At 65.8% G+C, this 23,339-nt stretch carries 23 protein-coding genes; 4 read left to right on the top strand and 19 right to left on the bottom strand.

Annotated features, from left to right (window positions below):
- The first annotated feature begins 7 nt into the window (after window positions 1-7).
- Window positions 8-901 (top strand): acetylglutamate kinase, encoded by an 894-nt coding sequence (locus QZM67_RS14035; protein WP_301766914.1) that lies wholly within the window; start codon window positions 8-10, stop codon window positions 899-901.
- 58 nt (window positions 902-959) lie between these two features.
- Here the strand turns inward: QZM67_RS14035 and QZM67_RS14030 are convergent, their stop codons facing one another.
- From QZM67_RS14030 to QZM67_RS13985, 10 genes are all read right to left on the bottom strand, one after another.
- On the bottom strand, window positions 960-2,960 hold the full coding sequence (locus QZM67_RS14030; protein ID WP_301803999.1) for a family 2A encapsulin nanocompartment cargo protein cysteine desulfurase: 2,001 nt from the start codon (window positions 2,958-2,960) through the stop codon (window positions 960-962).
- Window positions 2,935-3,867, bottom strand: a complete 933-nt coding sequence (locus QZM67_RS14025) for a family 2A encapsulin nanocompartment shell protein (RefSeq protein WP_021156739.1) — start codon at window positions 3,865-3,867, stop codon at window positions 2,935-2,937. The genes QZM67_RS14030 and QZM67_RS14025 overlap by 26 nt, the downstream gene beginning before the upstream one ends.
- 138 nt (window positions 3,868-4,005) lie before the next feature.
- Window positions 4,006-4,227 (bottom strand): helix-turn-helix domain-containing protein, encoded by a 222-nt coding sequence (locus tag QZM67_RS14020; RefSeq protein ID WP_301803997.1) that lies wholly within the window; start codon window positions 4,225-4,227, stop codon window positions 4,006-4,008.
- Between the two features lie 8 nt (window positions 4,228-4,235).
- The gene (gene epsC / locus QZM67_RS14015) at window positions 4,236-5,177 is read right to left on the bottom strand and encodes a serine O-acetyltransferase EpsC (protein ID WP_301803996.1); all 942 of its coding nucleotides are present in this window, start codon (window positions 5,175-5,177) and stop codon (window positions 4,236-4,238) included.
- A 32-nt stretch (window positions 5,178-5,209) separates the two neighbouring features.
- Entirely contained in the window at window positions 5,210-5,680 is a 471-nt protein-coding gene (locus QZM67_RS14010; RefSeq protein ID WP_175022312.1) for a rhodanese-like domain-containing protein, read from the bottom strand.
- 426 nt (window positions 5,681-6,106) lie between these two features.
- Window positions 6,107-7,507 carry an amidase family protein gene (locus tag QZM67_RS14005; RefSeq protein WP_301803995.1) on the bottom strand — a complete coding sequence of 467 codons (1,401 nt, stop codon included), beginning with the start codon at window positions 7,505-7,507 and terminating at the stop codon, window positions 6,107-6,109.
- Window positions 7,508-7,583: 76 nt separating this feature from the next.
- Complete coding sequence (locus tag QZM67_RS14000; protein WP_301803993.1) at window positions 7,584-8,375, bottom strand: alpha/beta fold hydrolase; 792 nt, start codon at window positions 8,373-8,375, stop codon at window positions 7,584-7,586.
- A gap of 84 nt (window positions 8,376-8,459) precedes the next feature.
- Entirely contained in the window at window positions 8,460-8,786 is a 327-nt protein-coding gene (locus tag QZM67_RS13995; RefSeq protein WP_301803991.1) for a DUF4148 domain-containing protein, read from the bottom strand.
- Between the two features lie 304 nt (window positions 8,787-9,090).
- Window positions 9,091-9,636 (bottom strand): cytochrome P460 family protein, encoded by a 546-nt coding sequence (locus QZM67_RS13990; RefSeq protein WP_175022315.1) that lies wholly within the window; start codon window positions 9,634-9,636, stop codon window positions 9,091-9,093.
- Window positions 9,633-10,676: an alpha/beta fold hydrolase gene (locus QZM67_RS13985; protein WP_301803990.1), complete on the bottom strand. Its 1,044-nt coding sequence runs from the start codon at window positions 10,674-10,676 to the stop codon at window positions 9,633-9,635. Before QZM67_RS13985 ends, QZM67_RS13990 begins: the two co-directional genes overlap by 4 nt.
- Window positions 10,677-11,081: 405 nt before the next feature.
- Here QZM67_RS13985 and QZM67_RS13980 point away from each other — a divergent pair, with 405 nt between their 5' ends.
- Window positions 11,082-11,477: a hypothetical protein gene (locus tag QZM67_RS13980; protein WP_301803989.1), complete on the top strand. Its 396-nt coding sequence runs from the start codon at window positions 11,082-11,084 to the stop codon at window positions 11,475-11,477.
- 167 nt (window positions 11,478-11,644) lie between these two features.
- On the opposite strand, the gene QZM67_RS13975 is transcribed toward QZM67_RS13980, so the two are convergent.
- From QZM67_RS13975 to QZM67_RS13935, 9 genes are all read right to left on the bottom strand, one after another.
- Window positions 11,645-11,899 carry a hypothetical protein gene (locus tag QZM67_RS13975; protein WP_089453693.1) on the bottom strand — a complete coding sequence of 85 codons (255 nt, stop codon included), beginning with the start codon at window positions 11,897-11,899 and terminating at the stop codon, window positions 11,645-11,647.
- 25 nt (window positions 11,900-11,924) lie between these two features.
- Window positions 11,925-13,103 (bottom strand): acetate/propionate family kinase, encoded by a 1,179-nt coding sequence (locus tag QZM67_RS13970; RefSeq protein ID WP_301803987.1) that lies wholly within the window; start codon window positions 13,101-13,103, stop codon window positions 11,925-11,927.
- Between the two features lie 4 nt (window positions 13,104-13,107).
- A complete protein-coding gene (locus tag QZM67_RS13965) occupies window positions 13,108-14,046 on the bottom strand; it encodes a phosphate acetyltransferase (protein WP_043178464.1) in 939 nt (312 codons plus the stop codon).
- A 19-nt stretch (window positions 14,047-14,065) separates the two neighbouring features.
- On the bottom strand, window positions 14,066-16,414 hold the full coding sequence (locus QZM67_RS13960; RefSeq protein WP_301803985.1) for a DUF3141 domain-containing protein: 2,349 nt from the start codon (window positions 16,412-16,414) through the stop codon (window positions 14,066-14,068).
- Between the two features lie 61 nt (window positions 16,415-16,475).
- On the bottom strand, window positions 16,476-17,240 hold the full coding sequence (fabI, locus tag QZM67_RS13955; protein ID WP_301804282.1) for an enoyl-ACP reductase FabI: 765 nt from the start codon (window positions 17,238-17,240) through the stop codon (window positions 16,476-16,478).
- 570 nt (window positions 17,241-17,810) lie between these two features.
- On the bottom strand, window positions 17,811-18,761 hold the full coding sequence (locus QZM67_RS13950; protein ID WP_175022322.1) for an ornithine cyclodeaminase family protein: 951 nt from the start codon (window positions 18,759-18,761) through the stop codon (window positions 17,811-17,813).
- Window positions 18,758-19,729, bottom strand: a complete 972-nt coding sequence (locus QZM67_RS13945; protein WP_175022323.1) for a threonine/serine dehydratase — start codon at window positions 19,727-19,729, stop codon at window positions 18,758-18,760. The genes QZM67_RS13950 and QZM67_RS13945 overlap by 4 nt, the downstream gene beginning before the upstream one ends.
- Window positions 19,726-20,337 carry a transcriptional regulator gene (locus QZM67_RS13940; RefSeq protein ID WP_175022413.1) on the bottom strand — a complete coding sequence of 204 codons (612 nt, stop codon included), beginning with the start codon at window positions 20,335-20,337 and terminating at the stop codon, window positions 19,726-19,728. The genes QZM67_RS13945 and QZM67_RS13940 overlap by 4 nt, the downstream gene beginning before the upstream one ends.
- A 148-nt stretch (window positions 20,338-20,485) precedes the next feature.
- Complete coding sequence (locus QZM67_RS13935) at window positions 20,486-21,280, bottom strand: ABC transporter substrate-binding protein (RefSeq protein WP_301803983.1); 795 nt, start codon at window positions 21,278-21,280, stop codon at window positions 20,486-20,488.
- A 270-nt stretch (window positions 21,281-21,550) separates the two neighbouring features.
- Here QZM67_RS13935 and QZM67_RS13930 point away from each other — a divergent pair, with 270 nt between their 5' ends.
- Both QZM67_RS13930 and QZM67_RS13925 read left to right on the top strand, forming a co-directional pair.
- Window positions 21,551-22,555: a succinylglutamate desuccinylase/aspartoacylase family protein gene (locus QZM67_RS13930; RefSeq protein WP_301803980.1), complete on the top strand. Its 1,005-nt coding sequence runs from the start codon at window positions 21,551-21,553 to the stop codon at window positions 22,553-22,555.
- A 74-nt stretch (window positions 22,556-22,629) separates the two neighbouring features.
- Window positions 22,630-23,277: a transcriptional regulator gene (locus QZM67_RS13925; RefSeq protein WP_175022326.1), complete on the top strand. Its 648-nt coding sequence runs from the start codon at window positions 22,630-22,632 to the stop codon at window positions 23,275-23,277.
- Window positions 23,278-23,339 lie beyond the last annotated feature (62 nt).

Genomic DNA, 23,339 nt, shown 5'->3' with positions numbered 1-23,339 from the left:
GATTCCCATGTTCCCAGACCCTGAAAGTCCCACCCTTACGTCCCGTCGCGTGGCCGGCCTGGCCCGCTCGCTGCCGTTCATGCAGGCCCTGCATGGGCAAACCGTCGTCATCGTCGAGGGCGGCGCCGCGCGCGACGCGCGCGCCCGTCAGGCATTCGCGCAGGATGTCGCGCTGCTCGCCCTCACCGGCGTTCGCCCGATCGTCGTCCAGGGTGGTCCGGCCGCGTCCGGTACGCAATCGGTCCACGTCGTTCACGCGGCGATGGCGGGCGTCAATCACGAACTGGTGCGCCTGATCGGCAGTCACGGCGCCAAGGCAATCGGCATCGACGGTCACGACGGCGGCCTGCTGGTCGCGAGCGCGGATTCCGACCGCATCGGCACGAGCGCGGTCGCACGGTTCGACGGCGCCGCGCTGAACGCGTTTCTCGCGAACGGGCTGGTGCCCGTCGTGATGCCGGTCGCCCCGGACGACGCCGGCCATGATCACCTGCTGCCCCCGGAACGGCTCGGCAGCCTCTTCGCGCAGCGCACGGGCGCCGTGACGCTGGTGATGATGGTCGACAGCACGCTGTTGCACGAACTCGGCGAGCTCGCCGGGCTCTACGGCATCGCGGAACTCGAGCAATGGCTGGCCGAGCATCCGGCCGCCACCGCAGCACCCTGCGTGCGCGAAGCGCTCGACGCGCTCGCGCATGGCGTGCAGAACGTCCATCTCGCCGATATCGGGCAACCCGAATCGCTGATCGACGAACTGCTGACGGAAGAAGGATCGGGCGTGGTGTTCTGCCGTCGCGGCAACACCGATCTGCTGTCGGAAACCCGCCGCTACTTCGCGGATTCGGCAAGCGTGCTGCGTGACGGCTTCAGCGTCGAGCAGAAGCAGGTCGTGCGGTTCTGACTTGTGTAGCGATCAAGCGCTTGCGGCGACCCGCACGGGCCGCCGCAAGCGAATGACGTCAACGCCGCGTCGCAAGCCGCCGCACGACGCTCACCAGTGCATCGACCTCGTCGCACGTGTTGTAGAACGCGAGCGACGGCCGCACCGTTGCCTCGAGCCCGAACCGCCGCAGGATCGGCTGCGCGCAGTGATGCCCCGAGCGCACCGCGATGCCCTCTTCGTTCAGCGCCTGCCCGACTTCCTCGGTCTCATAGCCCTTCAGCACGAACGACAGCACGCTCGCCTTGTCCCGCGCGGTACCGACGAGCCTCACACCCGGCACCGGCGCGAGCACGCTCGTCGCATACGCGAGCAGGTCGTGCTCGTAGCGCGCGATATTCTCGATGCCGACCCGGCTCACGTAGTCGAGCGCAGCACCGAGCCCCACCGCATCCGCGATGTTGCCGGTGCCGGCTTCGAACCGGTTCGGCGGCGGCTGGAACACCGTGCGCTCGAACGTCACGTCCGCGATCATGTTGCCGCCGCCTTGCCACGGCGGCATGTCGTCGAGGATCGCGCGCTTGCCGTACACGACGCCGATCCCGGTCGGCCCGTAGATCTTGTGCCCCGAGAACACGAAGAAATCCGCATCGAGCGCCTGCACGTCCACGCGCATGTGCGAAATCGACTGCGCACCGTCGACCAGCGCCTTCGCGCCGGCACGATGGGCAAGCTCGACGATCTCCTGCACCGGCACGACCGTGCCGAGCGCGTTCGACACCTGCGTGACGGACACGATCCTGGTGCGGTCGTTGAGCAGCTTCCGGTATTCGTCGAGCAGCACCTGCCCCGAATCGTCGACCGGAATCACGCGCAGCTTTGCGCCCTTGAGCGCGGCAAGCTGCTGCCACGGCACGATGTTCGCGTGATGCTCGAGATGCGACACGACGATCTCGTCGCCTTCGCCGACGTTCTGCACGCCCCACGTCTTCGCGATCAGGTTGATCGCCTCGGTGGTGCCGCGCACGAACACGATCTCGTCCGGCGACGATGCGCCGATGAAGCGCTGCACAGTTTCCCGTGCATGCTCGTACGCATCCGTCGCGCGGCCGGCCAATGCGTGAGCCGCGCGATGGATGTTCGAGTTCTCGTGCGCGTAGAAGTACGCGAGGCGGTCGATTACGGCCTGCGGCTTGTGCGTCGTCGCCGCGTTGTCGAACCACACGAGCTGCTTGCCGTTCACGCGCTCCTGCAGGATCGGAAAATCACGGCGGATCGCATTCACGTCGAACGGCGGATGCGCGCCGCGATGCAGCGGGCCTTGCGGCTCGGCTGCGTGCGCATCGTCGATGAAGTAACGCGGCACGTCGGCACCCGATGCGCGCGACACCGGCACGTCGCGATGCACGGCGAGCAACTCGCGCAGCGCATCGTCACCCGGCAACCCGAATGCTTCCGGCGATGCGCGGCCGTTCGACGGCACGACGATATCCTGCGGCGTCGCCTGCCAGCCCTGCAGCGAACCGTCGGTGAAGTAGTACGGCGATGCCTTTGCCGCGCGCTCCGGTGCCGGCGCACTCACTTGCGGCACGCCGAGCGCTGCACCGCCGACGCGCGGTTCGAGCGCGGGCGCGATCGACACGACGTTGTCGGGCAGCCCGTTCTGCGCGGCCGCATGCGGCGCGAGCGCCGGTGCGCGGTTGCCGAGCGACAGCACGTGGGTCGGGGCGGACGGCGCGAGGTTCGCGCCGGGCACTTTCCCTTGCGGAAGCGCGAGGCCCGGCACGCCGGTGCCCGCGCCGCCCGGCCCCGCGAGAGGCGAGCCGCCCGGTACCGGGTTGCTCACCGACGCGAGGATCGGCGCGGCGGCCGGCAACGCCGACGGCACGCCGCCAACCGCGCCACTGCCCGCCGACAGCCCGGGCGCGGTGGCCTGCCCGGGTGGCGTCGCGAAGAACTCGGACGCGAGCCGCGCAAGCGTCACGGGATCGGGCAAGCCGGCCGGCAGCGGCGCGTGCGGCAACGCGTGCGCGTCGCCGCCGGCCAGGCCGGAATTAACGGTAGGTGTCGGGATAGTCATGGAACTTGGCGATTTCGACGTCATCGAGGACAGCCAGCGCATCCGGCGAATGGACCGCGAGCGAGCAATACAGCGAGATCAGGTACGACGCGATCGCCTGGTTGTTGATCCCCATGAAGCGCACCGACAGGCCCGGGCCCTGCTCGCCCGCGACACCCGGCTGATACAGGCCGACCACGCCCTGCCGTTTGTCGCCGACGCGCAGCAGCAGGATCTTGGTCTTGCCGTCCGCGACCGGCACCTTGTCCGACGGGATCAGTGGAATGCCGCGCCACGTGAGGAACTGCGAGCCGAACAGGCTGACCGTCGGCGGCGGCACGCCGCGACGCGTGCATTCGCGGCCGAACGCGGCGATCGCGAGCGGGTGCGTGAGGAAGAACGCGGGTTCCTTCCACACCTTGGTCAACAGCTCGTCGAGATCGTCCGGCGTCGGCGCGCCCGTCAGCGGGAAGATCCGCTGGTCGTCGGTCACGTTGGCCAGCAGCCCGTAGTCGGGGTTGTTGATCAGCTGGCTTTCCTGCAGCTCCTTGATCGTCTCGATCGTCAGGCGCAGCTGTTCCTTGATCTGGTCGTGAGGACTGCTGTAAAGATCGGAGATCCGCGTATGCACATCGAGCACCGTGCTCACCGCGTTCAGGAAGTATTCGCGCGGCTGTTCCTCGTACGGCACGAAGGTCTGCGGCAGCACGCTTTCGTCCTCGAGCTGCGTGCACGCGGCGCGCACGGCCTCCGGGTTCTTCACCTGGTTCAGCCGATAGATGCCGGCCTCGACCGGCACCCATTGCAGCAGATGGGTCAGCCAGCGCGGCGTGATCGTGGAAAGCTGGGGGACGGTCTTGGTAGCGTTCGCTAGTTGGCGGGCGGCGTGATCGCTCAGCGCGGCCGTGCCGCTTGCAACGGTCGACATGTGTGGCTCCGGGTTCTTAAGATGAAAAACGGGATTGCTTATGACGCTCGGTGATTATCGGAAGCACACACCTGCCGGCTCAACATGCTATAGCCGTCATGTCGCGTGCAACCGAAAGGGAAACGAAACGGGGCGGCCTCAGGTGACGTACATGCCCGGCAGCAGCGTCGAGATCGACACGTCGAACGCGCGCGCGATCTTGTCGGCCGTGACGATCGATGCGATCGCCTCGCCGCGCTCGATCTCGCCGACATACGAGCGGTTCAGCCCCGCGTGTTCGGCCAACTGCTCCTGCGACCACGTGCGCGCTTCGCGCAGCTTGCGCACGTTGGCGCCGAAGTGATGGATGAGGTCGCTCATCGCGCCTCCTAGGCGACACGCGCCGCCGCGCGCGGCGCGGCGTTCGCTTCGCTGCGCAGTACCGCCTGCGTGATGTTTGCGCCGGCCGGCACGTCCTGCGTGAGCCACACGTTGCCGCCGATCACCGCGCCGCGCCCGATCGTCACGCGGCCGAGGATCGTTGCGCCCGCATAGATCACGACGTCGTCCTCGACGATCGGATGGCGTGCGAGCCCTTTCTCCAGATGGCCGGCCGCATCGCGCGGGAAGCGTTTTGCGCCGAGCGTGACGGCCTGGTACACGCGCACGCGCTCGCCGATGATCGCCGTCTCGCCGATCACGACGCCCGTGCCGTGGTCGATGAAGAAACCCGCGCCGATGCGCGCGCCCGGATGAATGTCGATGCCCGTTTCCGCATGCGCCTGCTCGGCGATGATCCGCGCGAGCAGCGGCAGGCCGAGCCCGTACAGCTCGTGTGCGAGCCGGTGATGGATCATCGCGAGAATGCCCGGGTAGCACAGCAGCACCTCGTCGACGCTGCCGGCCGCCGGATCGCCGTGAAATGCGGCCAGCACGTCGCTGTCGAGCAGCCGGCGAATCTCGGGCAAACGCGCGGCGAACGCCTGCACGGCTTTCGACGCGACTTCGTCGACGCTATCGAGCGGCGGCCCGTCCTCATTTCGCTGGCGCGCCGCGTAACGCAATTCGAGCGTCACCTGCGCGAGCAGCGCATTCAGCGCCGCATCGAGCGCATGAGCCACGTGGAAGTTCTCGCTCTCCTGCCGCAAATCCGGCGGTCCGAGCCGCATCGGGAACAGCACGCCCTTCAGCGCGCCGATGATCTGCGCGAGCGCCTCGCGCGCCGGCAAATCGCGCCCGCCCGGTTCAAGCGAGCGCCGCTGCTTCTCGCGCCATGCGCGGCGCACCGTCTGCAGCGATTGAACGATGTCGTCGATGTCGAATGCGGCCATGCTGCTTTCTCCCTGTAACGGCCGTGAATCAATCAGTCCTGCGCCCACGGCAGGCCGCGGAAGCGCCAACCGTTGTGGCTACCGCGATGCTGCCGCTCGTCGAGGTCGCCCTCGAAACCTTCGAGCACGTTGAATACCTGTGTGAAGCCGCCCTTCGTCGCGGCTTCGGCTGCCTGTGCCGAGCGGTTGCCGCTGCGGCACAACAGCAGCACGACGGCCTCTTTACCCGTCTTCGCTTCCAGCTCGCGCACGAAGCGGGGGTTGCGCGTCAGGCTCGTGCCGGTCGCCCACGGTACGTGCAGCGACTCCGGCACGCGGCCGACGAATTTCCGTTCCTCCGCCGTGCGTACGTCCACCAGCAATGCGTCTCCAGCCAAGAACAACGCCCACGCGGCTTGCGGCGCGACGCCGCCCGCATAGGGCGTACCGGCCGCCGCTGCCGCCGCGCGCGCGTCTTCGAGCGCCTGCTGTGCAGCGGTTCGTTCTTCCAATGCAACCGTCATGACACTTCCTTGTTTTCGTAGATTCGTATGAACAAAAACACCGGGAATTCGGCCGTCGCAGCTTGCGTGCTGTCTATAGCCGTCAGCGCCACTATGCGAGTGCGGCGGGGGAAGCAGAACCAATAAAAATTCATTTCCTAATCAGCGGCGCGGGGAATGCAATAGCAGACGTGCGCTATCGGGGCGGGGTCGCTGGCGAGCAGGACAGGCGGGAGGGTGACCGTTCGATGTCTCGCATCGAAGGACTTTGAAAGGCATTGCGGGAGCCGATCAACGCGGCGTTCGGCGCGTTATGACGGAATCCGAAATGGAACGCATGCGCGGATGCGCATGCGTCGACGACTGATGAAATCCGGCTGGCTGGCGGAATGCATCCGCACGATGCCGGACAGGCATTGCCGATGCATTCGCGGGTCCGTCAACCGGTTACTGCACAGGGTCGACTGGCGCGACCGGCACGCCGCGCGCCTCGATATCGCGCCCCGCGAGCAGGCACAGATCCTCGCGATGATGCGAGGCAACCACCTGCACACCGACCGGTATGCCGTTCACGAGCGAAGTCGTAACAGCCAGCCCCGGCAGCCCCATCGCCGGCAGCGCGCGCAACGTGAGCTGCGCCTCCCACACGCGATCGAACCCGTCCTGCCCCTGCCGGTCGAGATCGTCCGGGAACGGCAACTCCGACGACACCGGCAGCAACACGACCGCATACTCGTCGAGAAACAGCCGCCACTGCCGCGTCAACGTCGTGCGCCGGACAAGCGCGCGGCTGATCACGTCGGCCGGCAGATCGCGCACCTTGCCGCGCACCGCCTCGACCACGGCTGCCGCACCCGGATCGCCGTCCTTCACGACCGCGCTCGTCAACGCGTCGAATCCATCGCCGAGCCAGAGTTGCTCCTGCAACAGTGCCGCCTCGCGCATCGGCGGCGTATCGTCGATCTCGTCGACGCTCCAGCCCGCATCGAGCAATCGCCGTGCGGCATCGCGCAACGCGGCTTCGACCTCGGGCACGACCTGCAGCCCGCCCGGCCGCACGCACAGCGCCGCGCGCTTCGGCACCTCGCGCCCGTCGAACGGCACCGCCACGTGCCACGGATCGCGCGGGTTCGGCGCGGCGAACGCACGCAACGCAAGCGAGAGATCGTCGATCGTGCGTGCGACCGGCCCCGCCGTCGACATCAGCTGCGCGCCGATCGCCCGCTCGGGCGATGACGCATTGAACGCCGGCACACGACCGAGCGACGGACGGATGCCGTGCACGCCGCACGCATAGGCCGGGTAACGCACCGAGCCGCCGATGTCGGTGCCTACTGCAAGCAGGCCGATCCCGGCCGCCACGGCCGCGGCCGCGCCGCCGCTCGATCCGCCCGGCGTCAGCGACGGATTGCGCGGATTACGCGTGTGGCCATGCACGAGATTCGACGTGAACCAGCGCAATGCGAACGCCGGCGAATTGGTGCGGCCGAGCACGATGCCACCGGCCTTCCGGATGTTGGCGACCACCGGACTGTCGGCGTGCGCGATCAGGTTTTCCTGCAGGCGCGTGCCGTTGGTCGTCGCAAATTCCGCCTGATCGATGTTGATCTTCACGGTGACGGGCACGCCTGCAAGCGGGCCCGGATCGTCGCCGCGCGCAATTGCGCGGTCGACTTCGTCGGCCTGCCGCCGCACGTCGTCTGGGCGGTGCTCGACCACCGCGTTGATCGCCGGATTCACGGCGTCGAGGCGATCGAGCACGGCGTTCGCCACTTCGCGCGCGGACACTTCACGTTGCCGCACACGTTTCGCCAGTTCGGTGGCCGACAGTTGCCAGATTTCGGTCATGACCTCTCCTGGTGGAAAGACATCACAATCCCTCACGGCGCCACGCTTCTTCACGAAGACGCGGCGCCCCGTTCACTCACTGCGTATCCTGCTTCGCGCGCTCGGCGGCCGCGATGATCGCGTCGGCCACGGCTTTCGGCTGGCTCAACATCGCGACATGGCTACCGTTCACGCGTGCGACCGTCGCACCGATCCGCTTCGCCATCGTTTCCTGCACCTTCGGGTCGATCATCCTGTCCTGCGTGGCGACGACGAACGTCGACGGCTTCGCATGCCACGCGGCCTGCGTGACCTTCTCCGAGATGCAACCGCTATACCACGGCCCCTGGGTCGCCGCAACGATGCGCTGCTGCGCAGGCGGCAGGTCCGGTGCGAAATCCTGCGCGATCGCCTTGTTCGACAACCGCGCGAAACCGTCCGCGTCCTTGCGCAGCTCGCCCGCCCACGACGGCGCCGGCAGTCCCTGCGTGACGTCGGCAATCGACTCGCCGTTGTCGGGCGCGAATGCCGCGACGTACACCAGCGACTTCACCTTGTCGTCGTTGCCCGCATCGCTGATCACGACGCCGGCCCACGAATGGCCGACCAGCACGACCGGCCCCTTCTGCTCGTCGATCGTGCGCCTGGTCGCGGCCGCATCGTCGGCGAGCGAGCTCAGCGGATTCTGCACCGACACCACGTGCAGCCCGCGCGCCTCGAGCAGCGGAATCACGCGGTTCCAGCTCGACCCGTCGGCGAATGCGCCGTGCACGAGCACGACGTTCGTCCCCTTCAGGTCTTCCTTCGGCGCGGCCTGCGCGGCGACTGCACCGAACAGTCCGCCGATCACAGCGGCGGATACCAGAACGCGTTTCATCGAACCGGCCATCGTCATGCTCCTTTCTCTGTCGTGTTGTTCAAATGAAGTGCCGCATTGGCGACCGCGCCTCCATGCAGCAGGCGCGGCACCGGATTACGAATGCGCGTACAGGTCGTCCGCAGCATTCCGTGCAGAGCGCGATTGCGCTGCATCGCGATGACCGGCAGGCGTCGACGCGTCAGCCACGTTGTCGCCTTGCGACTTCGACGGTCCGTTCTGGTTGGAACGCGCGACCTGCAGCGCGGCGGCGATGTCTTCCGGGTAATGCGGTTCGCTGCGGGCCGGGTTGTAGCCGGCCTGTTCCAGACGGACGAGTTCGGCGCGCACGTCGGCACGCGTGAGGCCGTGGCCGGTATCGGCGAACGACAATGCGGGGATAGCGGCGAGGACTGCAACGGCGACGAGTCGAGCGGCTTTCATGAGGGTTCTCCTTGAAGGAAGGTAGTCAGTCGATCATTCGGCATCCGATCCAGTTCGTCTGGCATCGAACGTTTCCTGCATGTCGACAGTAGAACCCGCGCACGTATCTGCCATGTTTCCAGAACCGGTGCTTTCTGCATGCCAGTTTTTCAGGAGCGGCCGCAGATACAGTGCGATACAAACCCGGCTGCCGCATCGTTCGTTTACGCTGTCTGCTGAAGTGCTCCCCCTCAAGCACACCCGCCATGAAAAAAGGCGTGCCACGCACGGCACGCCTTCCGTCGAACCCATCACACCGCGGACGTCACGGCGCGAGCCGCGTGAACACGTAGTCGTGATTCTTCACACGCGCCTGGTGGCACGCAAAGCACGTCTGATGCTGGCCGATATCGGCCGGCACGCCGTTGACGAAGCGCCCGAAACCCCAGCCGCCCGTCGATGCATAGCGGCGCGAGTCCTTCACCATCACCTGCACGGTCGTCGCCTGGCCGGGCACCGTGGCCGGCGCGAACTCGTCGGACTGCTTGCGCTTGTACGCGAGCTTCACGAGGATCGTGCCGTCCGGAAACGGCAGCGTCGCCTGTTCGAGCGCACGGATCGCGACGGGATTGCCGAGCACCACGCGTAGTTCATCGAGGGGAGCGGCTTCCTCGGCCGGCGCAACCACTTCCCACTTCCGGTAGCCGGGCGGAATCGTCACGCCGTAGATCGGCGACGCGGCAGCGGCCGGCTTCGGCTGCTCCGCGAACGCGGCCGGGCCGCTCGCCGACAGCGCGCCAGCCAGCAGCACGCCCGCGACCAACGCACGCCGCGCGCCGCGACGCACCGCCCCAACGCGAGCCCGCCTCACAGATGCTCCACGTGCAGGATCGCATCCGCGAACGCCTGCGGCGCTTCCTGCGGCAGATTGTGGCCAATCCCGCCGGTGATCGTCCGGTGCTGGTACTTGCCCGTGAACTTCTTCGCATACGCGGCCGGCTCCGGATGCGGCGCGCCGTTCGCGTCGCCTTCCATCGTGATCGTCGGCACCGTGATCGCGGGCCCGGCCGCCAGACGCCGCTCGATGTCGTCGTACTGCGCCTCGCCCTTCGCGAGCCCGAGGCGCCAGCGATAGTTGTGGATCACAACGGCCACGTGATCGGGGTTCTGGAACGACGCGGCCGAGCGCGCATAGGTTTCGTCGGAGAACTGCCACTTCGGCGACGCGAGTTGCCAGATCAGCTTGTTGAACGCGTCGCGGTTCGCCGCGTAGCCAAGCTCGCCGCGCTCAGTCGTGAAATAGAACTGATACCACCACTGGAATTCGGCCTGCGGCGGCAACGGCTTGCGGTTCGCCTCCTGGCTGCCGATCAGGTAGCCGCTCACCGACACCAGCGCCTTCACGCGCTGCGGCCACAGCGCCGCGATGATGTCGGCCGTGCGTGCGCCCCAGTCGTAGCCGCCGAACACCGCGCGGTCGATCTTCAGCGCATCCATCAGCGCGACGACGTCGACGGCCGTCACGGCCTGCTGGCCGTTGCGCACCGTGTCGGCCGAGCGGAACGTCGTCGAGCCGTAGCCGCGCAGGTACGGCACGATCACGCGATAGCCGGCCGAGACGAGCAGCGGCGCGACTTCCGCATAGCTGTAGATGTCGTACGGCCAGCCGTGCAGCAGGAACACGACGGGGCCGTTCTTCGGCCCGAGGTCCGCATACCCGACGTTGAGCACGCCCGCGTCGATCTGGTGAATCGTGCCCAGCGACGCGACGCCGGCCGAGCGCTTCGCCGCCGGCGCATCGGGCGCCGACTGCGCATGCGCGAGGGCGCTGAAGCCGAGGTCGGCGAGGCTCAGGCTCGCGAGTGTCGTACCCAGGATCAGGCGGCGGCGGGTGTTCACGGTGTCAGGCATGACTCGTTCTCCATGGTCGATCGCTAAGAAAGGGGCCCCGCGGCACGTGCGGGTGCTCGGGAAGCGTCGTTCGCGGTGGCGGCGCTGGCACTGCGCCGCCGTGTGAATCGCTTCACCGGATTTATATCCGATCCATCCGGAGGCTTTGTATCCCAACGTATCTGTGTGCGAATACGACACACGGGGATTCAAAAATTGCGGGGAGAACGACTCTTTCGGCCCGCCTCAAGGCGCCATCGGCCCCGTGGCGCCGCCGTTGGCGCCCGCGCCGAAACTACCCGGCGATCGCGGGCACATGCTCGCGCCTTGAAAAGGCGTGACCGGAAACGCGTGCGCCGCCCATGCAAGATTGCGGCGATACTCCGGGTACCGGGGTGACATCCCATTCGACTTCAGGTGATCGGTTTGACCCATGCCAATGAACAACGCGTCCCCGTCCAACGGGCAAGCCCGAACAGGCCGCCGCTCTGGCTCGCGACCATCCTGACCGTGTTCGGACTGGCAGCGCTTTCGCTTGCGTCGTTCTTCGGTTTCTCCACCGGGTATTGCAATGACCTCGGCGGTGCCGTGGTCTGGGTCGTGCTCTACACGGCCGCCGCCATTTATAGCGTCTTCAAGCTCTATCGGGATGTCTTGCCGGTCGGACTGGTTGCCTGCATCGCGCTCGCCGAGGTCGTCCGGCGACTTCAGCGCTTCAGGGTCACGTGGCTTCGATTTCTGATTGCGCTGCTTTGTGTCTATGGCGCCACGGCACTGCTCGCCTGGCTGGGGAGTTCACACAGCGACTGCCGCGTTCTCTGACGCGCAAGGTCATGCAGGATGACCGCACGTATCGGCGCGACTGCGCTACCTGACGTCCGCCGGCAACATCGCGGATGCGTGATGCCGTCAGGCATCGCCAGTGAACGCGGGCCACCTGACGGCCGGCCCGCCGTCACCGCGAGCACCACGCCGATGCACGAAGCCATTCACGCCTTCCGATCCGGCAGGATGTGCGCCCGAATCGACCGCCCCCGCCACGATATGTGGTCGATCCGCGCCCGCAGCGTGTAAAGCCCCACCGACGTCAGCGTATTGAACCTGAGCAACGCAATGGGATCGCCAATCCCGGCCGGCACGCGCTCGATCGCATCGAACAGCGGGAACCCGTGCCGCTTCAGGAACGCGCCGACTTCGTCGTCGCGTGCGTGTTCTTCGACATTGACCAGCAAAAGTTCGGCCATGACGGCTCCTTTTCTTGTTCGTTCGTCACCGGATCAACCGGCGCGTATGTTGCGCGATCATCAGTTCCTCGTTGGTCGGGATCACCCAGGCCGGTACGCGACTCGACGCCGTCGCGATCAGCGGCCCGTCCGCGCGGTTCGCTTCGACGTCGATCTCGACGCCGAGCCAGGCCGCGCGGCGCAGCACACCTTCGCGAATCGCCGCCGCGTGCTCGCCGATCCCCGCCGTGAAAACGATGGCGTCGATGCCCTCCATCGCGGCGGCCAGCGAACCGAGTTCGCGCGCGATGCGGTAGATGTACAGTTCGATCGCGAAGCGCGCGTGCGGATCGTCGCTCTCGAGCAAGGTCCGCATGTCGCTCGACAGGCCGGACACGCCGAGCAGCCCGGAGCGCCGATAGAACAGATCCTCGACGGCGCGCACGTCCATCCCGAGTTCGTCCATCAGGAAGAGCACGACGCCCGGATCGAGGTTGCCGCAACGCGTGCCCATCGGCAATCCGTCGACCGCCGTGAACCCCATCGTGCTCGCGACGCTTTTGCCTGCCACGAGCGCACACATGCTCGCGCCGTTGCCGAGGTGGGCGACGACCGTGCGCCCGCGCGCCGCCTGCGGCGCGACGTCGGGCAGCACGCTCGCGATGTACTCGTACGAGAGCCCATGGAAACCGTAACGTCGCACGCCCCGGCTGGTGATCGACGCGGGCAGCGCGAACGCCTGGGTCACCGCGGGCTGCGTGCTGTGGAACGCCGTATCGAAGCAGGCCACCTGCTCGATACCGGGCTGCACCGCTTCGAGGATGCGAATCGGCGTGAGGTTGTGCGGTTGATGCAACGGCGCGAGCGGGGTGAGTTTTTCCAGCTCGGCGACGATCTCGGGCGTGACCCGCACCGGGCCGCTGAAGCGTTGCCCGCCGTGCACGACGCGATGGCCCACCGCGGCGAGACGGTGCCCTTCCTGATGATCCTCCAGGAACGCGGCGATCTGCGCGAGCCCTTCGTGATGGCCGAACGACTCGCCGCCGGCCCATTGCCGCTCGTGACGTTCCGCGTGATGGTCGACCGCGCTGAAGTGCGCGGTGGCCGTGTACAGGCCATCGACCTGGCCGTGCACGATCAGCCCGAGCGTGTCGCCCTGCACGTCGAATGCGGAAAACTTGATGCTCGACGAGCCGGCATTCAACACCAGAATCACGTCTGCCATGGCGTCACCCTGCGCGTCTGGCCGCTTCACGCTGCCCGTTCGCGACGAGCATCGCGACCGCACAGGAAGCCAGCCGGGTGATCAACGAATCGGCGCGACTCGTGAGGATGACCGGCACGCGCGCGCCGAGCACGATCCCCGCCGCGTCCGCGCCGGCCAGGAACGACAGGCTCTTGGCGAGCATGTTGCCGGCTTCGAGATCCGGCACCATCAGCACGTTCGCGTGCCCGGCCACCGGCGAATCGATCTGCTTGATGCGCGCGGCCTCGGGATCGATCGCGTTGTCGAGTGCAAGGGGGCCGTCGACGAGCGCGCCGGTAATCTGCCGCCGATCCACCATCTTGCACAGCGCGGCGGCTTCGAGCGTCGACGGCACTTTCGGGTTGACCGTCTCCATCGCCGAGAGGATCGCCACGTACACCTGCGGAAACGCCAGCGCATGCGCGAGATCGATGGCGTTCTGCAGGATGTCGACCTTTTCCTCGAGCGTCGGCGCGATATTGATCGCCGCGTCGGTCACGATCAGCGGATCGGCGTGGGCGGGCACGTCCATCACGAAGCAATGGCTGATGCGCCGGCCCGTGCGCAGCCCGGCATCGTGCCGGACCACTTCGGCCATGAGTTCGTCGGTGTGCAGGCTGCCCTTCATCAGCGCGGACGCCCGGCCATCGCGTACGAGTCGCACCGCCGCCGCTGCCGACGCCTCGCTGTACGGCGTATCGACGATCTCGTGCGCGCGGATCGACAGCCCGAATTCCGCGGCGGTCGCTTCGATACGTGCACGCGGGCCGACCAGGATCGGGTCGATCAGCCCCTTGCGCGCCGCCTCCAGCGCCCCCTCGAGCGAGCTTCGATCGCACGGATGCGCGACGGCGGTCGGCATCGGCGCCAGCGTCTGGCAGTGTTCGATGAGGCGCTGATATTTCTCGTGTCTGTTTTCCATCTCGGTTCCTTGCCGGCTGTCACTGCACACGATCGGGGGCCGCGACCGGCCCCTTGGCCGGCCGCTTCGCGGGCGGTGCGCCCAGCACCGCGCGGATGCGTTGCAGGGCCGCCCACTGCTGCTCGCTCACCGACGCGCTTTGCACGCGCGGATCGCCGAGCAGCTTGTCGAGCAACGTCAGTAGCCGCTGGCGGTCCTCGGGCCTGGCAAGCAGTGCCGGCAGCGTGGCGACGGCCTGCTGCGGCTCGTAAGTCGCGATGATCTCCTGCTCGCCATAGATGCGCCGCCACTGATCGGCCGGCAGGTCCGGCAGATACTCGGCGTAGGTTTCCGCGAGTTCGCGCTCGGTCGCCAGCTGCGCCAGCGGAAACGGTTCGCCGCTGCGTTCGAGCAGAAACGCTGCGCGCGCCACCGCTTCGGTGTAGCCGCCCCGGTCGATCGATGCGAGCGCCTCCTTCACGAACGGCAGATCGCGGGGATCCGTCGCCACCGGCGAAGCGGCATGATGGTCACGATACTGCTCAGCGAAATGCAGCATGAAGGGCTGCGTGTACAGCGTAAAAAACAGCGACTCGGTACTCGCATCGCGCATCGCGCGGAAAAAATCGAGCGACGCGCTGACGATATCGGAGCCGCGATGTTCGAGCTTGCGCCACGGCTCGATATCGTCGGCCGGCTGGCGGTGAGCCCTGACCGTGTCGGCGGCCGGCTTCAGCCAGCCAAGCCACGGATTCAGATCCGAAAACGCCCAGCGCTGATAGCGCAGCGGATGAAAATCGCGCAACAGGCGTGCCGTGGTCTCGTTCGATGCCTGCTGCACGAACGGCTGCATGAACAGTTCATAGGCGCGCTGCGTGAATTCGGACAGCTCGGCGACAGCCTCGAACGCATGTTCGTCCTTGCGCCCGAAGCGGTTGAAGTGTTGCGCGATCTCTTCGAGACGGTGCTCGGCGAAGGTGACCTCGTAAGCGATCTTCCCGTCGGCGCCTTTCACCTCCTCGATCGACATCGCATAGAGGCCGGGCGGCAGCGTTTCGACGGCATCCAGCACGCTGACGATCTGCGCGTGCTCCTTCTTCGCGACCTTGCCCGACACGAAGATGCCGAGATGCCCCACATCCTCCTCCATCAACCCGATGATGACCTGCCCGCGCGACTTGATCTCCTCCGTGCTGCCGTAGATGTCCGCGACCCAGTTGAACGCCTGCTGCGGTGGCGTGATGTTGTCCCCCATCGACGCGAACAGGATGATCGGCGAGCGGATCTCGCGCAGGTCGAACGCTTTGCCTGCCCCGTCCCGCACCTCGCCGGACCAGAGCTTGTTGCCGATGAACAGGTTGCGCGTGATCCACTCGATCTCTTCGCGGTTCATCAGGTAGTAGCCGCCCCACCAGCGCTCGAATTCGAGGAAGCGCGGCGGCTCGGTGTCGATGTTGTCGTACACGTGGTAATACTTGTCCCACAACGTGTTCGCCGGGTTCAGGTTCTCGAAGTTCTGCACGAGATAGGCGCCGTCGAACTTGCCGTTGCCCAGGTCCGACGAGAACGACGCGAGCCAGGTACCGCCGAGCAGGCCGCCGGCATAGCGCATCGGATTGTCGCCGGGCCCGTCGCTCCACGCACCGCTCCAGTACGACATCGGGGCGCCGTTGATGACGATCGGGCCCGTATCGTCCGCCGACGAACTCGCGAGCATCATCGCGGCCCACCCGCCCTGGCAATTGCCGACGATGGCCGGCTTGAGGCTGTCCGGATGCAGCGCCCGCACTTTCCGGACGAACGCCTGTTCCGCCGCACACACGTCGAGCAGCGTCTGGCCGGGTTCGGGCTCCTGGAAGAACACGACGAAGTACACGGGATGCCCCGCGCGCAACGCCACGCCGACTTGCGAATCGTCCTTGAAGCCGCCGATACCCGGGCCATGCCCCGCGCGCGGATCGATGATCAGGTAAGGCCGCTTGCTGGCGTCGACGATCACGCCGTCCGGCGGCTGGATGTGAACGAGCGCGTAATTGACGGGCCGTTCGAACTGCCGGCCGTCGAGCACGACTTCGTAGTCGAAATGAAGCACCGGCTTGAGCCCCTGGGCCGTGCGCTCGACGTATTGCGTGCCGCGCTCGCGCAGCGTGTCCCAGAACAGCAGCGAGCGCTGTACGGCGTCGACCGCGTAATGCCACGCGCTGAGCGGCGAGAAAGGCGTGGCAAAGGGGGCAGTGCCCGAGTCGTGACTTGGGCCCTCGCTGCCGTCGAGCGCTTCGCCCAACCGTTTCCCGTATTGTTCCAGCGCGTGCTGCGTGCGCTTTTGCAGGACGTGGGCAATCTCCGTGGCGATCTCATGACTGCGCGCCAGTTGCGTGGCAGCATCCATAACACTGTTCTCCAGAGGGGCAAGGTAAGTCTCGACGCATTCCGGGAGCGGCCGCCTCGCGTCAGCCGAGCACGTGCATCCCCGCGTCGATGTAGTGAACGCCGCCGGTCATCGCACGTGCGGCATCGCTGGCAAGAAAGGTACACAACGCGCCGACGTCGTCGATGTCGAGCGGCCGGCGCAACGGCGCGCGCCGTGCGGTGTCGTCAAGCAGGTGATCGAAGTTCGGCAGCCCGGAGGCCGCCCGCGTAGGCAACGCGCCGGGCGAAACCGCATGCACGCGGATGCCGGCCGGCCCCAGTTCGACCGCCAGATAGCGGACGGTGGCCTCCAGCGCCGCCTTGACCGGCCCCATCACGCCGTACTCCGCGATGACCTGGTCGGCGCCGATATAGGTCATCGCCATCAGGCTGCCGCCGAACGTCATCAACGGCTCGGCAAGCTTTGCCATCCTGATGAACGAGTGGCAGGAGGTATCCATCGCGAGCGCGAACCCTTCCGGCGAGCTGTCGACAACCCGCCCGTGCAGATCGGCCTTCGGTGCATAGGCAACGGCATGCAGCAGAAAATCGAGGCCGCCCCACTGCTCGCCGATCATGTCGAACACCGCGTGCATCTGGTCGGCCCGGCTCACGTCGACGGGCATCGCAATCGCCGGCTTCAGCTGTTCCAGCAGCGGCTCGACAAACGGCAACGCCCGGTCGGATTGCCAGGTCACGGCCAGCTCGGCGCCTGCTGCGTGAAAAGCTCGCGCACATCCCCACGCGATGCTCTGCTCGTTCGCCATGCCGACGACGATTCCCCTTTTGCCTTCAAGGGGCCGCATGCCATTGCCGGACACGTGCGACTCGCGCACGTCGTGATTCGTCATCGCGAAACCTCGGGTCGTATTTTTTCACTGCGCGAAACTATAGAAAGGTCGATTTACCTTTCTGCCGCGAGCCAATAAACAGGAGGAGCAGTCCGCACGCATGTGCAGTCGCGAATCATTGTATTGAGGGTTTCAATACACCAGATCATTCGTGCGATATATTTTTGATTTTTATCAAAATCGCTTTTCAATCAAATAATTACGATGGAATGTTTCTGTCGGGAAGGGTGTATTTCATCGACATGTCATTCAATCGTGTGCGGAAGCGCCGTGCGGCTTCCGCACTCTCCGATCAAGTCGCGGCCGTTTCCGCTATCAGGCGGCCGCTTTGCCCGACGACGCCAGCAGCGGATAACGAGACCGCGTTGAAGTGGTGCGCGCGATCCTCCGATCGATCCGCATAGCGGACGTCGCGACGCTCGTCATCCAGGATAACGAAATGGTGTCGCGCATCGCGTCACGCGGAAATACGGGGCTTTCCGGCGAGAGGTGCGGAGGACACCTTGCGCCGGAAAATCGGGGCACTCAATTGCCGTGGCTGACGACACTATCCGCGATCTGAGCGTCCTGCACCGCGACGCCCGTCAGGTCGGCAACGGTGATTTGCGTGGTATCCCGGTCATCTCGCGCACGCCCGCCTCGCGCGAGCACATCGCCCAGTTCCAGCAGCGCGCTTTCCTGAATCAACCCGGCGGACAACGCATGCGAAATCTCGCCGTACTTGCTGCATTGCGCGATCGAATCGACGACGATCGCATGCGCGCTCGCGACGATCCGCGCATCCAGCTCCTGTTTTCCCGGGCCGTCGGCACCGACCGCGGTGATGTGGGTGCCTGCGGCAATCCATTCGGACTTCAGCAGGGCTTCGCGCGACGGCGTCGTCGTCACGATCAGGTTCGCGTGTCGCGCAACCGACTCAGGGCTGTCGTGCAACGTGACGTGGAAACCTTGCGCCGACATATCGGCCACGAAGCGCTCGCCCCGTCCGGCGTTCGGCCCCCACGCGTGGACGTCGCGGCAGGTCGTGACGGGCTTCAGGTATTCGAGCTGGAACCGCGCCTGATCGCCCGTCCCGATGATGCCGATGCCGCGCACCTCGCGTGGCGCCAATACCCGGGCGGCCAGCTGGCCGGCGATCGCCGTGCGCACCGATGTCAGCCATCCGCCATCCTGGAGCAAGCCGACAGGCTCGCCCGTTTTCGCGGAGAAAATCATCACGAGGCCGCTGTTCGTCGGCAAACCCGCGGCGGGATTGTTGTAGAAACCGGCCGACACCTTGACGGCGAAAGTCTCCGCGCCTTCGACATACGCCGACTTGACGCAGCAATCGCCGTTGGCCGCGGCGAAATAGAAGTTCTGAATCGGCGGAACGAGCACCGCCTTCCGCGAATAGGCGATGAACCCCTGCTCGATCATCCGCACCGCGCGATCGGCGTCGAAGCGCGCAACGATCTCGTCTTTGCTCCAGATCTTCATTGCACCGCCTCGATGAATTTTTCCAGCACGATGTTCCGGCCGCACAGAATCACGGCCACCGCACGCCCCTGGTATTCGGGCGCGCGCTTCAGCATCGACGCCAACGCGACGCCCGCCGCGCCCTCCACCATCCAGCGGTCGGTCTGCGCGACACGCTTCATGGCGGCCTTGATTTCTTCTTCGGTGACGAGCGTCGTATCCGAGATCACGTTCCGGCCGATGTCGAACGTGATGGTGTCCGGTTCGATCCCGCCCGCGGTGCCGTCCGAAATCGTGTCGAGCTCTTCGCTCTCGACAATCTTCCCCGCTTTCAACGAGCTGTAGAGTGCCGTCGAATTGGCCGGCCAGCATCCGACGACTGCCGCGCCCGGAATCAGGCGGCGGACGGCCGTGCCGACGCCGGAAATCAGCCCGCCGCCGCCCACCGACGCAAACACCGCGGCCAGTTGCACGTGTTCCGCGCGCGCCTGCTCATGTATCTCGATGCCGATCGTGCCTTGACCGGCAATCACGTCGAGATCGTTGTAAGGGGAAACGAACTTCATCCCCTTCAGTTGCGCCTGGCGGGCGGCTTCCAGTTCGACGCCGAGATTCGAGTCGTCGAGGGTCACGACCTCGGCGCCGAGCGCACGGATGGCCTCGAGCTTGACCGGAGAGGCCGTGCTCGCCGCGTAGACCGTGACCGGGACACCCGCCAGCTTGCCCGCCAGCGCCACGCCCTGGCCATGATTTCCGCTCGACACGGTCAGGATACCGTTGCGCCGCGTCTGCGGATCCAGGAGCCGCACCTTGTTCGTCGCGCCGCGAAACTTGAACGAGCCGGTATGTTGCAGGTGCTCGCACTTCAGATACACCTGGCACCCGGAAGCCGCGGACAGCATCGGGCTGAACGTCAGCGGCGTCACGGCCACCTGAGGACGAATCGCGCGATGCGCTTCCTCGATCCGGTCAAACAAATCTTCCGTCACCCTTCACCTCTTAGCTCTTTCAGATAGTTGAAAATCGTCGCACGCCCCAACGCCAGGACCTTGGCGACATAGTTCGCGGCGCTCTTTCCGTTGAACGCGCCTTCCGCATACAAGGCCGCCACGAGTTCGCGCTTATGCTCCCGTGTCAGCATCGACAGCGCGAGCTTGCGCTCCTGCAGCCAGTGATCGAGGAAGACATTCACCCGATCCTGCCAATCGTCGCGGAACAGCTTCTCCGGCTGCGGCTGCAGCACCGCGCTCGACAACAACAATTCCAGGGCCTGCTTGGCCTGATCGAGCGCGGCCTGGTGAAAATTGATGCACATGACCCCAACGGGCTCACCCGCCTCGGTCCGCAACACCGCACTGATCGAGCGGATCTTGCGGCCGTCCCAGCCCAGCTTTTCGTACGGGCCGATCACGTTCTCCCGCTCGTCGAACCCGATTTCCTCGAGCGCCGAATCGTCGCCGACCTCCCGCTTCGACAGATTGTTCGCCACATAGGCGACCGTTTGCGTCGCGAGATCGTGAAGCACGACTTCCGTGTAAGGCTGGAACAGCAGTGCGATCGCATCGGCAACCGCGCGGTGCGGGGCAACCTGCCCCATACCCGCCTGTCGCTTGCCGCGCTTCGTCGGGCTCGCCTTGGTCCGATCGCCGGTCTTGCCCGTGGCGCTGGTGGCGGGCGTGTGTGCTCTGCTCATGTCTGTTTTTCCGAATCGATGCAGACCTGACGCAGTACACGTCCGTCGCCGGTCAATGCACGGCCAGGTCCACCGTAAAGTACTTGTTCAGAAGCTGCCGATAGGTGCCGTTGCGTTTGAGTTCGGCAAATGCACCATTGAGCGCCTCGCGAAGCTGGTTGTCGCCCTTGCGCACCGCAATGCCGACACCCGTGCCGATGATTTTCGCATCATTGACGGGGTTCCCGGCGAAGGCGAAATCCTTTCCGTTCGGCTTGCTCAGGAAACCGAGGCTCGCCGACGTCGCGTCCACGAACGTTGCATCGATCCGCCCCATCGCGAGGTCCGCATACGCCTCGTCCTGGGTCTGATAGCTCTGGACGTTCACATGCTTCGACGCCCACATCTGCTTCGCATACTGTTCCTGGATCGACCCCTGCAACACGCCGACGCTATGCCCCGCGAGTGCCTCGGGCGTCGGCCGCAGCGCGCTGCCCTTGCGGGCGACGAGCTGGGCCGGCGTCAGATACAGCGGCACCGTGAAATCCACGAGTTCGGCCCGCTTCGCGTTGATGTTCAACGCCGAATCGATGGCATCGAACTTGCGGGCCTGCAACGCGGGGATCAAGCCGTCGAACGCGTTCTCCACCCACACGCATTTCGCCTTCAGTTGCGCGCAGAGTGCATTCCCGAGGTCGATGTCGAAGCCCTGGAGCTGCCCGGACGTCGCCTTCGATTCGAACGGGGGATAGGCGGCTTCCAGGCCGAACCGAATGGTCTTGATGCCTTCCGCATGGGCCCCTGGTCCCCACATCGCCATCGCCGCAAGCGCAACCGCGAATACCGCGCGAACTCCGTGCTTCCCCATCGCTCTCTCCTCACACCGGGTTAGGTCCATGAAACGATCGATGCGGCGGGCGCGTCGCGTCTTCAGGAACGAGACCGAATTGCCCGACCACCTTGCCGTCGACGTCGATTGATCGGCATGTACTTTTTAGTCTAAACTGGATTTTGTGATCCATCAAGATGGATGCACCCCGTGCCAACCCTGTCCTCGCTTCTCGAAACCGGGGAGCGAGCCGCTGCATCCGGCGTCGCCGTCACGCGACGCACTCCCGTCACCGCAAGAGGTTTGTCAATGACGCGACTGAATATCGACTGGCAGCTCGACGGACGCCAGGCGGCCTACCTGGAACTGCCGAGTTCCACCAACACGAGCGCCTGGCAAAATCTGCGCATCCCGGTCTTCTTTTTCCGGAACGGCGTCGGACCGTCGACGCTGCTGCTGGGGGGAAGTCATGGCGATGAGTACGAAGGCCAGATTGCACTCTCCAAGCTCGCGCATGCGCTCGATGCGCGCGCGCTCGCAGGCTCGGTCATCATCATCCCGTCGTTGAATTTGCCTGCCGTACTGGACGGCGCCCGCCTGTCTCCGCTGGACAACTGCAACCTGAATCGGGAGTTTCCGGGCAACGACAGAGGCTCGGTCACGCAGCGCCTCGCACATTTCATTTCGTACGAACTCGTTCCGCGCGTCGACCATGTGGTCGATCTGCATTCCGGCGGCCGCACGCTGCGCTTTCATCCGTGCATGTTCGTTCATGAGCAATCCGATGCATCGCGCACGGCTGCGTTCATCGACGCGGCGAGAAGCTTCGATGCGCCCTTCACGGTCGTGCTGCGCGAGGATCATGCCGACGTCATGATCGACGATGTCGTGGAACGCGCCGGAAAGCTGATGCTGGCAAGCGAACTCGGCGGCAGTGCACTGGTCACGCCGTCAACGATCAAGCTGACGCATGACGGGCTGCATCGGCTGCTGCGGCATCTCGGACACTTCCGTCGCGCGGACTGTCGAACGCCGGCGCCTGCGTCCCGCGTGCTCCACGTGCCAGGCTCCGAATACACGGTGCTGGCCGACGATACGGCACTCTTCGAACCGATGGTCGAGCTCGGCGCAACGGTCCGGCAGGGAGACGTTCTGGGGGTTCAGCATTACATGGACCGGACGACACCACCGGCGCCCGTTCATGCGCCACGGGAGGGCGTACTGCTCTGCCTGAACGGCCAGGCACTCGTCCGGCGCGACGATACCGTAGCGGTCATCGCCGTCCCGTTTACCGCGGACACACCGGGCAATTGACCGGCGTAGCGCCGTGACGCCCCCGCCCGTCTCGTTGCTCACGATCTGAACCCATCCCGATTGGCAGACGAAAGATGCTCCTCCGCAAGCCGAAACAAGCCCTCGCCGATCAACGCCCGCTCGATCGATATCGGCGCATCGCCGACGGTATCGCCGCGCTGTTCTTCCCTTTCGCGGAAGTCGTGATCCACGATCTCGCGACGCAAACCGTCGCTTACATCGCCAACAACCTCTCGAAGCGCGAAACCGGAGACGACTCGGCCCTGGACGAATTCAAGGCGTCCGCGATCGAGCACGTGATGGGGCCCTACGAGAAAACGAACTGGGACGGCCGTCAGATGCGCTGCGTCAGCGTCCTCGTACCCGGTGAATCGTCGGAGCCGATCGGGGTCGTGTGCATCAACTTCAATATCGCGGCATTCAACGACATCAGGCACGCACTCGACCTGTTCGTGACCGGTGCGGGCCCCGTGCGACCGCAGGAAGCCCTGTTCAACGATGACTGGCAAGAGCGCATCAACACGTTCCTGCACACCTGGCTACGCGAACGTCAGCTCGCGCTCGACTCGCTGTCCCGGAAACACAAGCGCGAGCTCGTCAAGGCCCTGTACGCGCAGGGCGGCTTCAACGGCAAGCGTACCGCCCACTATGTCGCGAACGTGCTCGACATGGGACGCGCTACCGTCTACCAGCACTTGCGGGACATGCGCGGGCTCGAATGACGGATTCGGCACTGCTTCGGCGCCGGTAACGGCGTGACGGCCGCGCCGGCCGGGCGCGGCAA

It is taken from the genome of Burkholderia sp. AU45251 (genome assembly GCF_030482905.1).
Taxonomy (GTDB): domain Bacteria; phylum Pseudomonadota; class Gammaproteobacteria; order Burkholderiales; family Burkholderiaceae; genus Burkholderia; species Burkholderia aenigmatica.
Note: the sequence above shows the minus strand (reverse complement) of the source record. Positions and strands in the feature narration are given on the sequence as shown.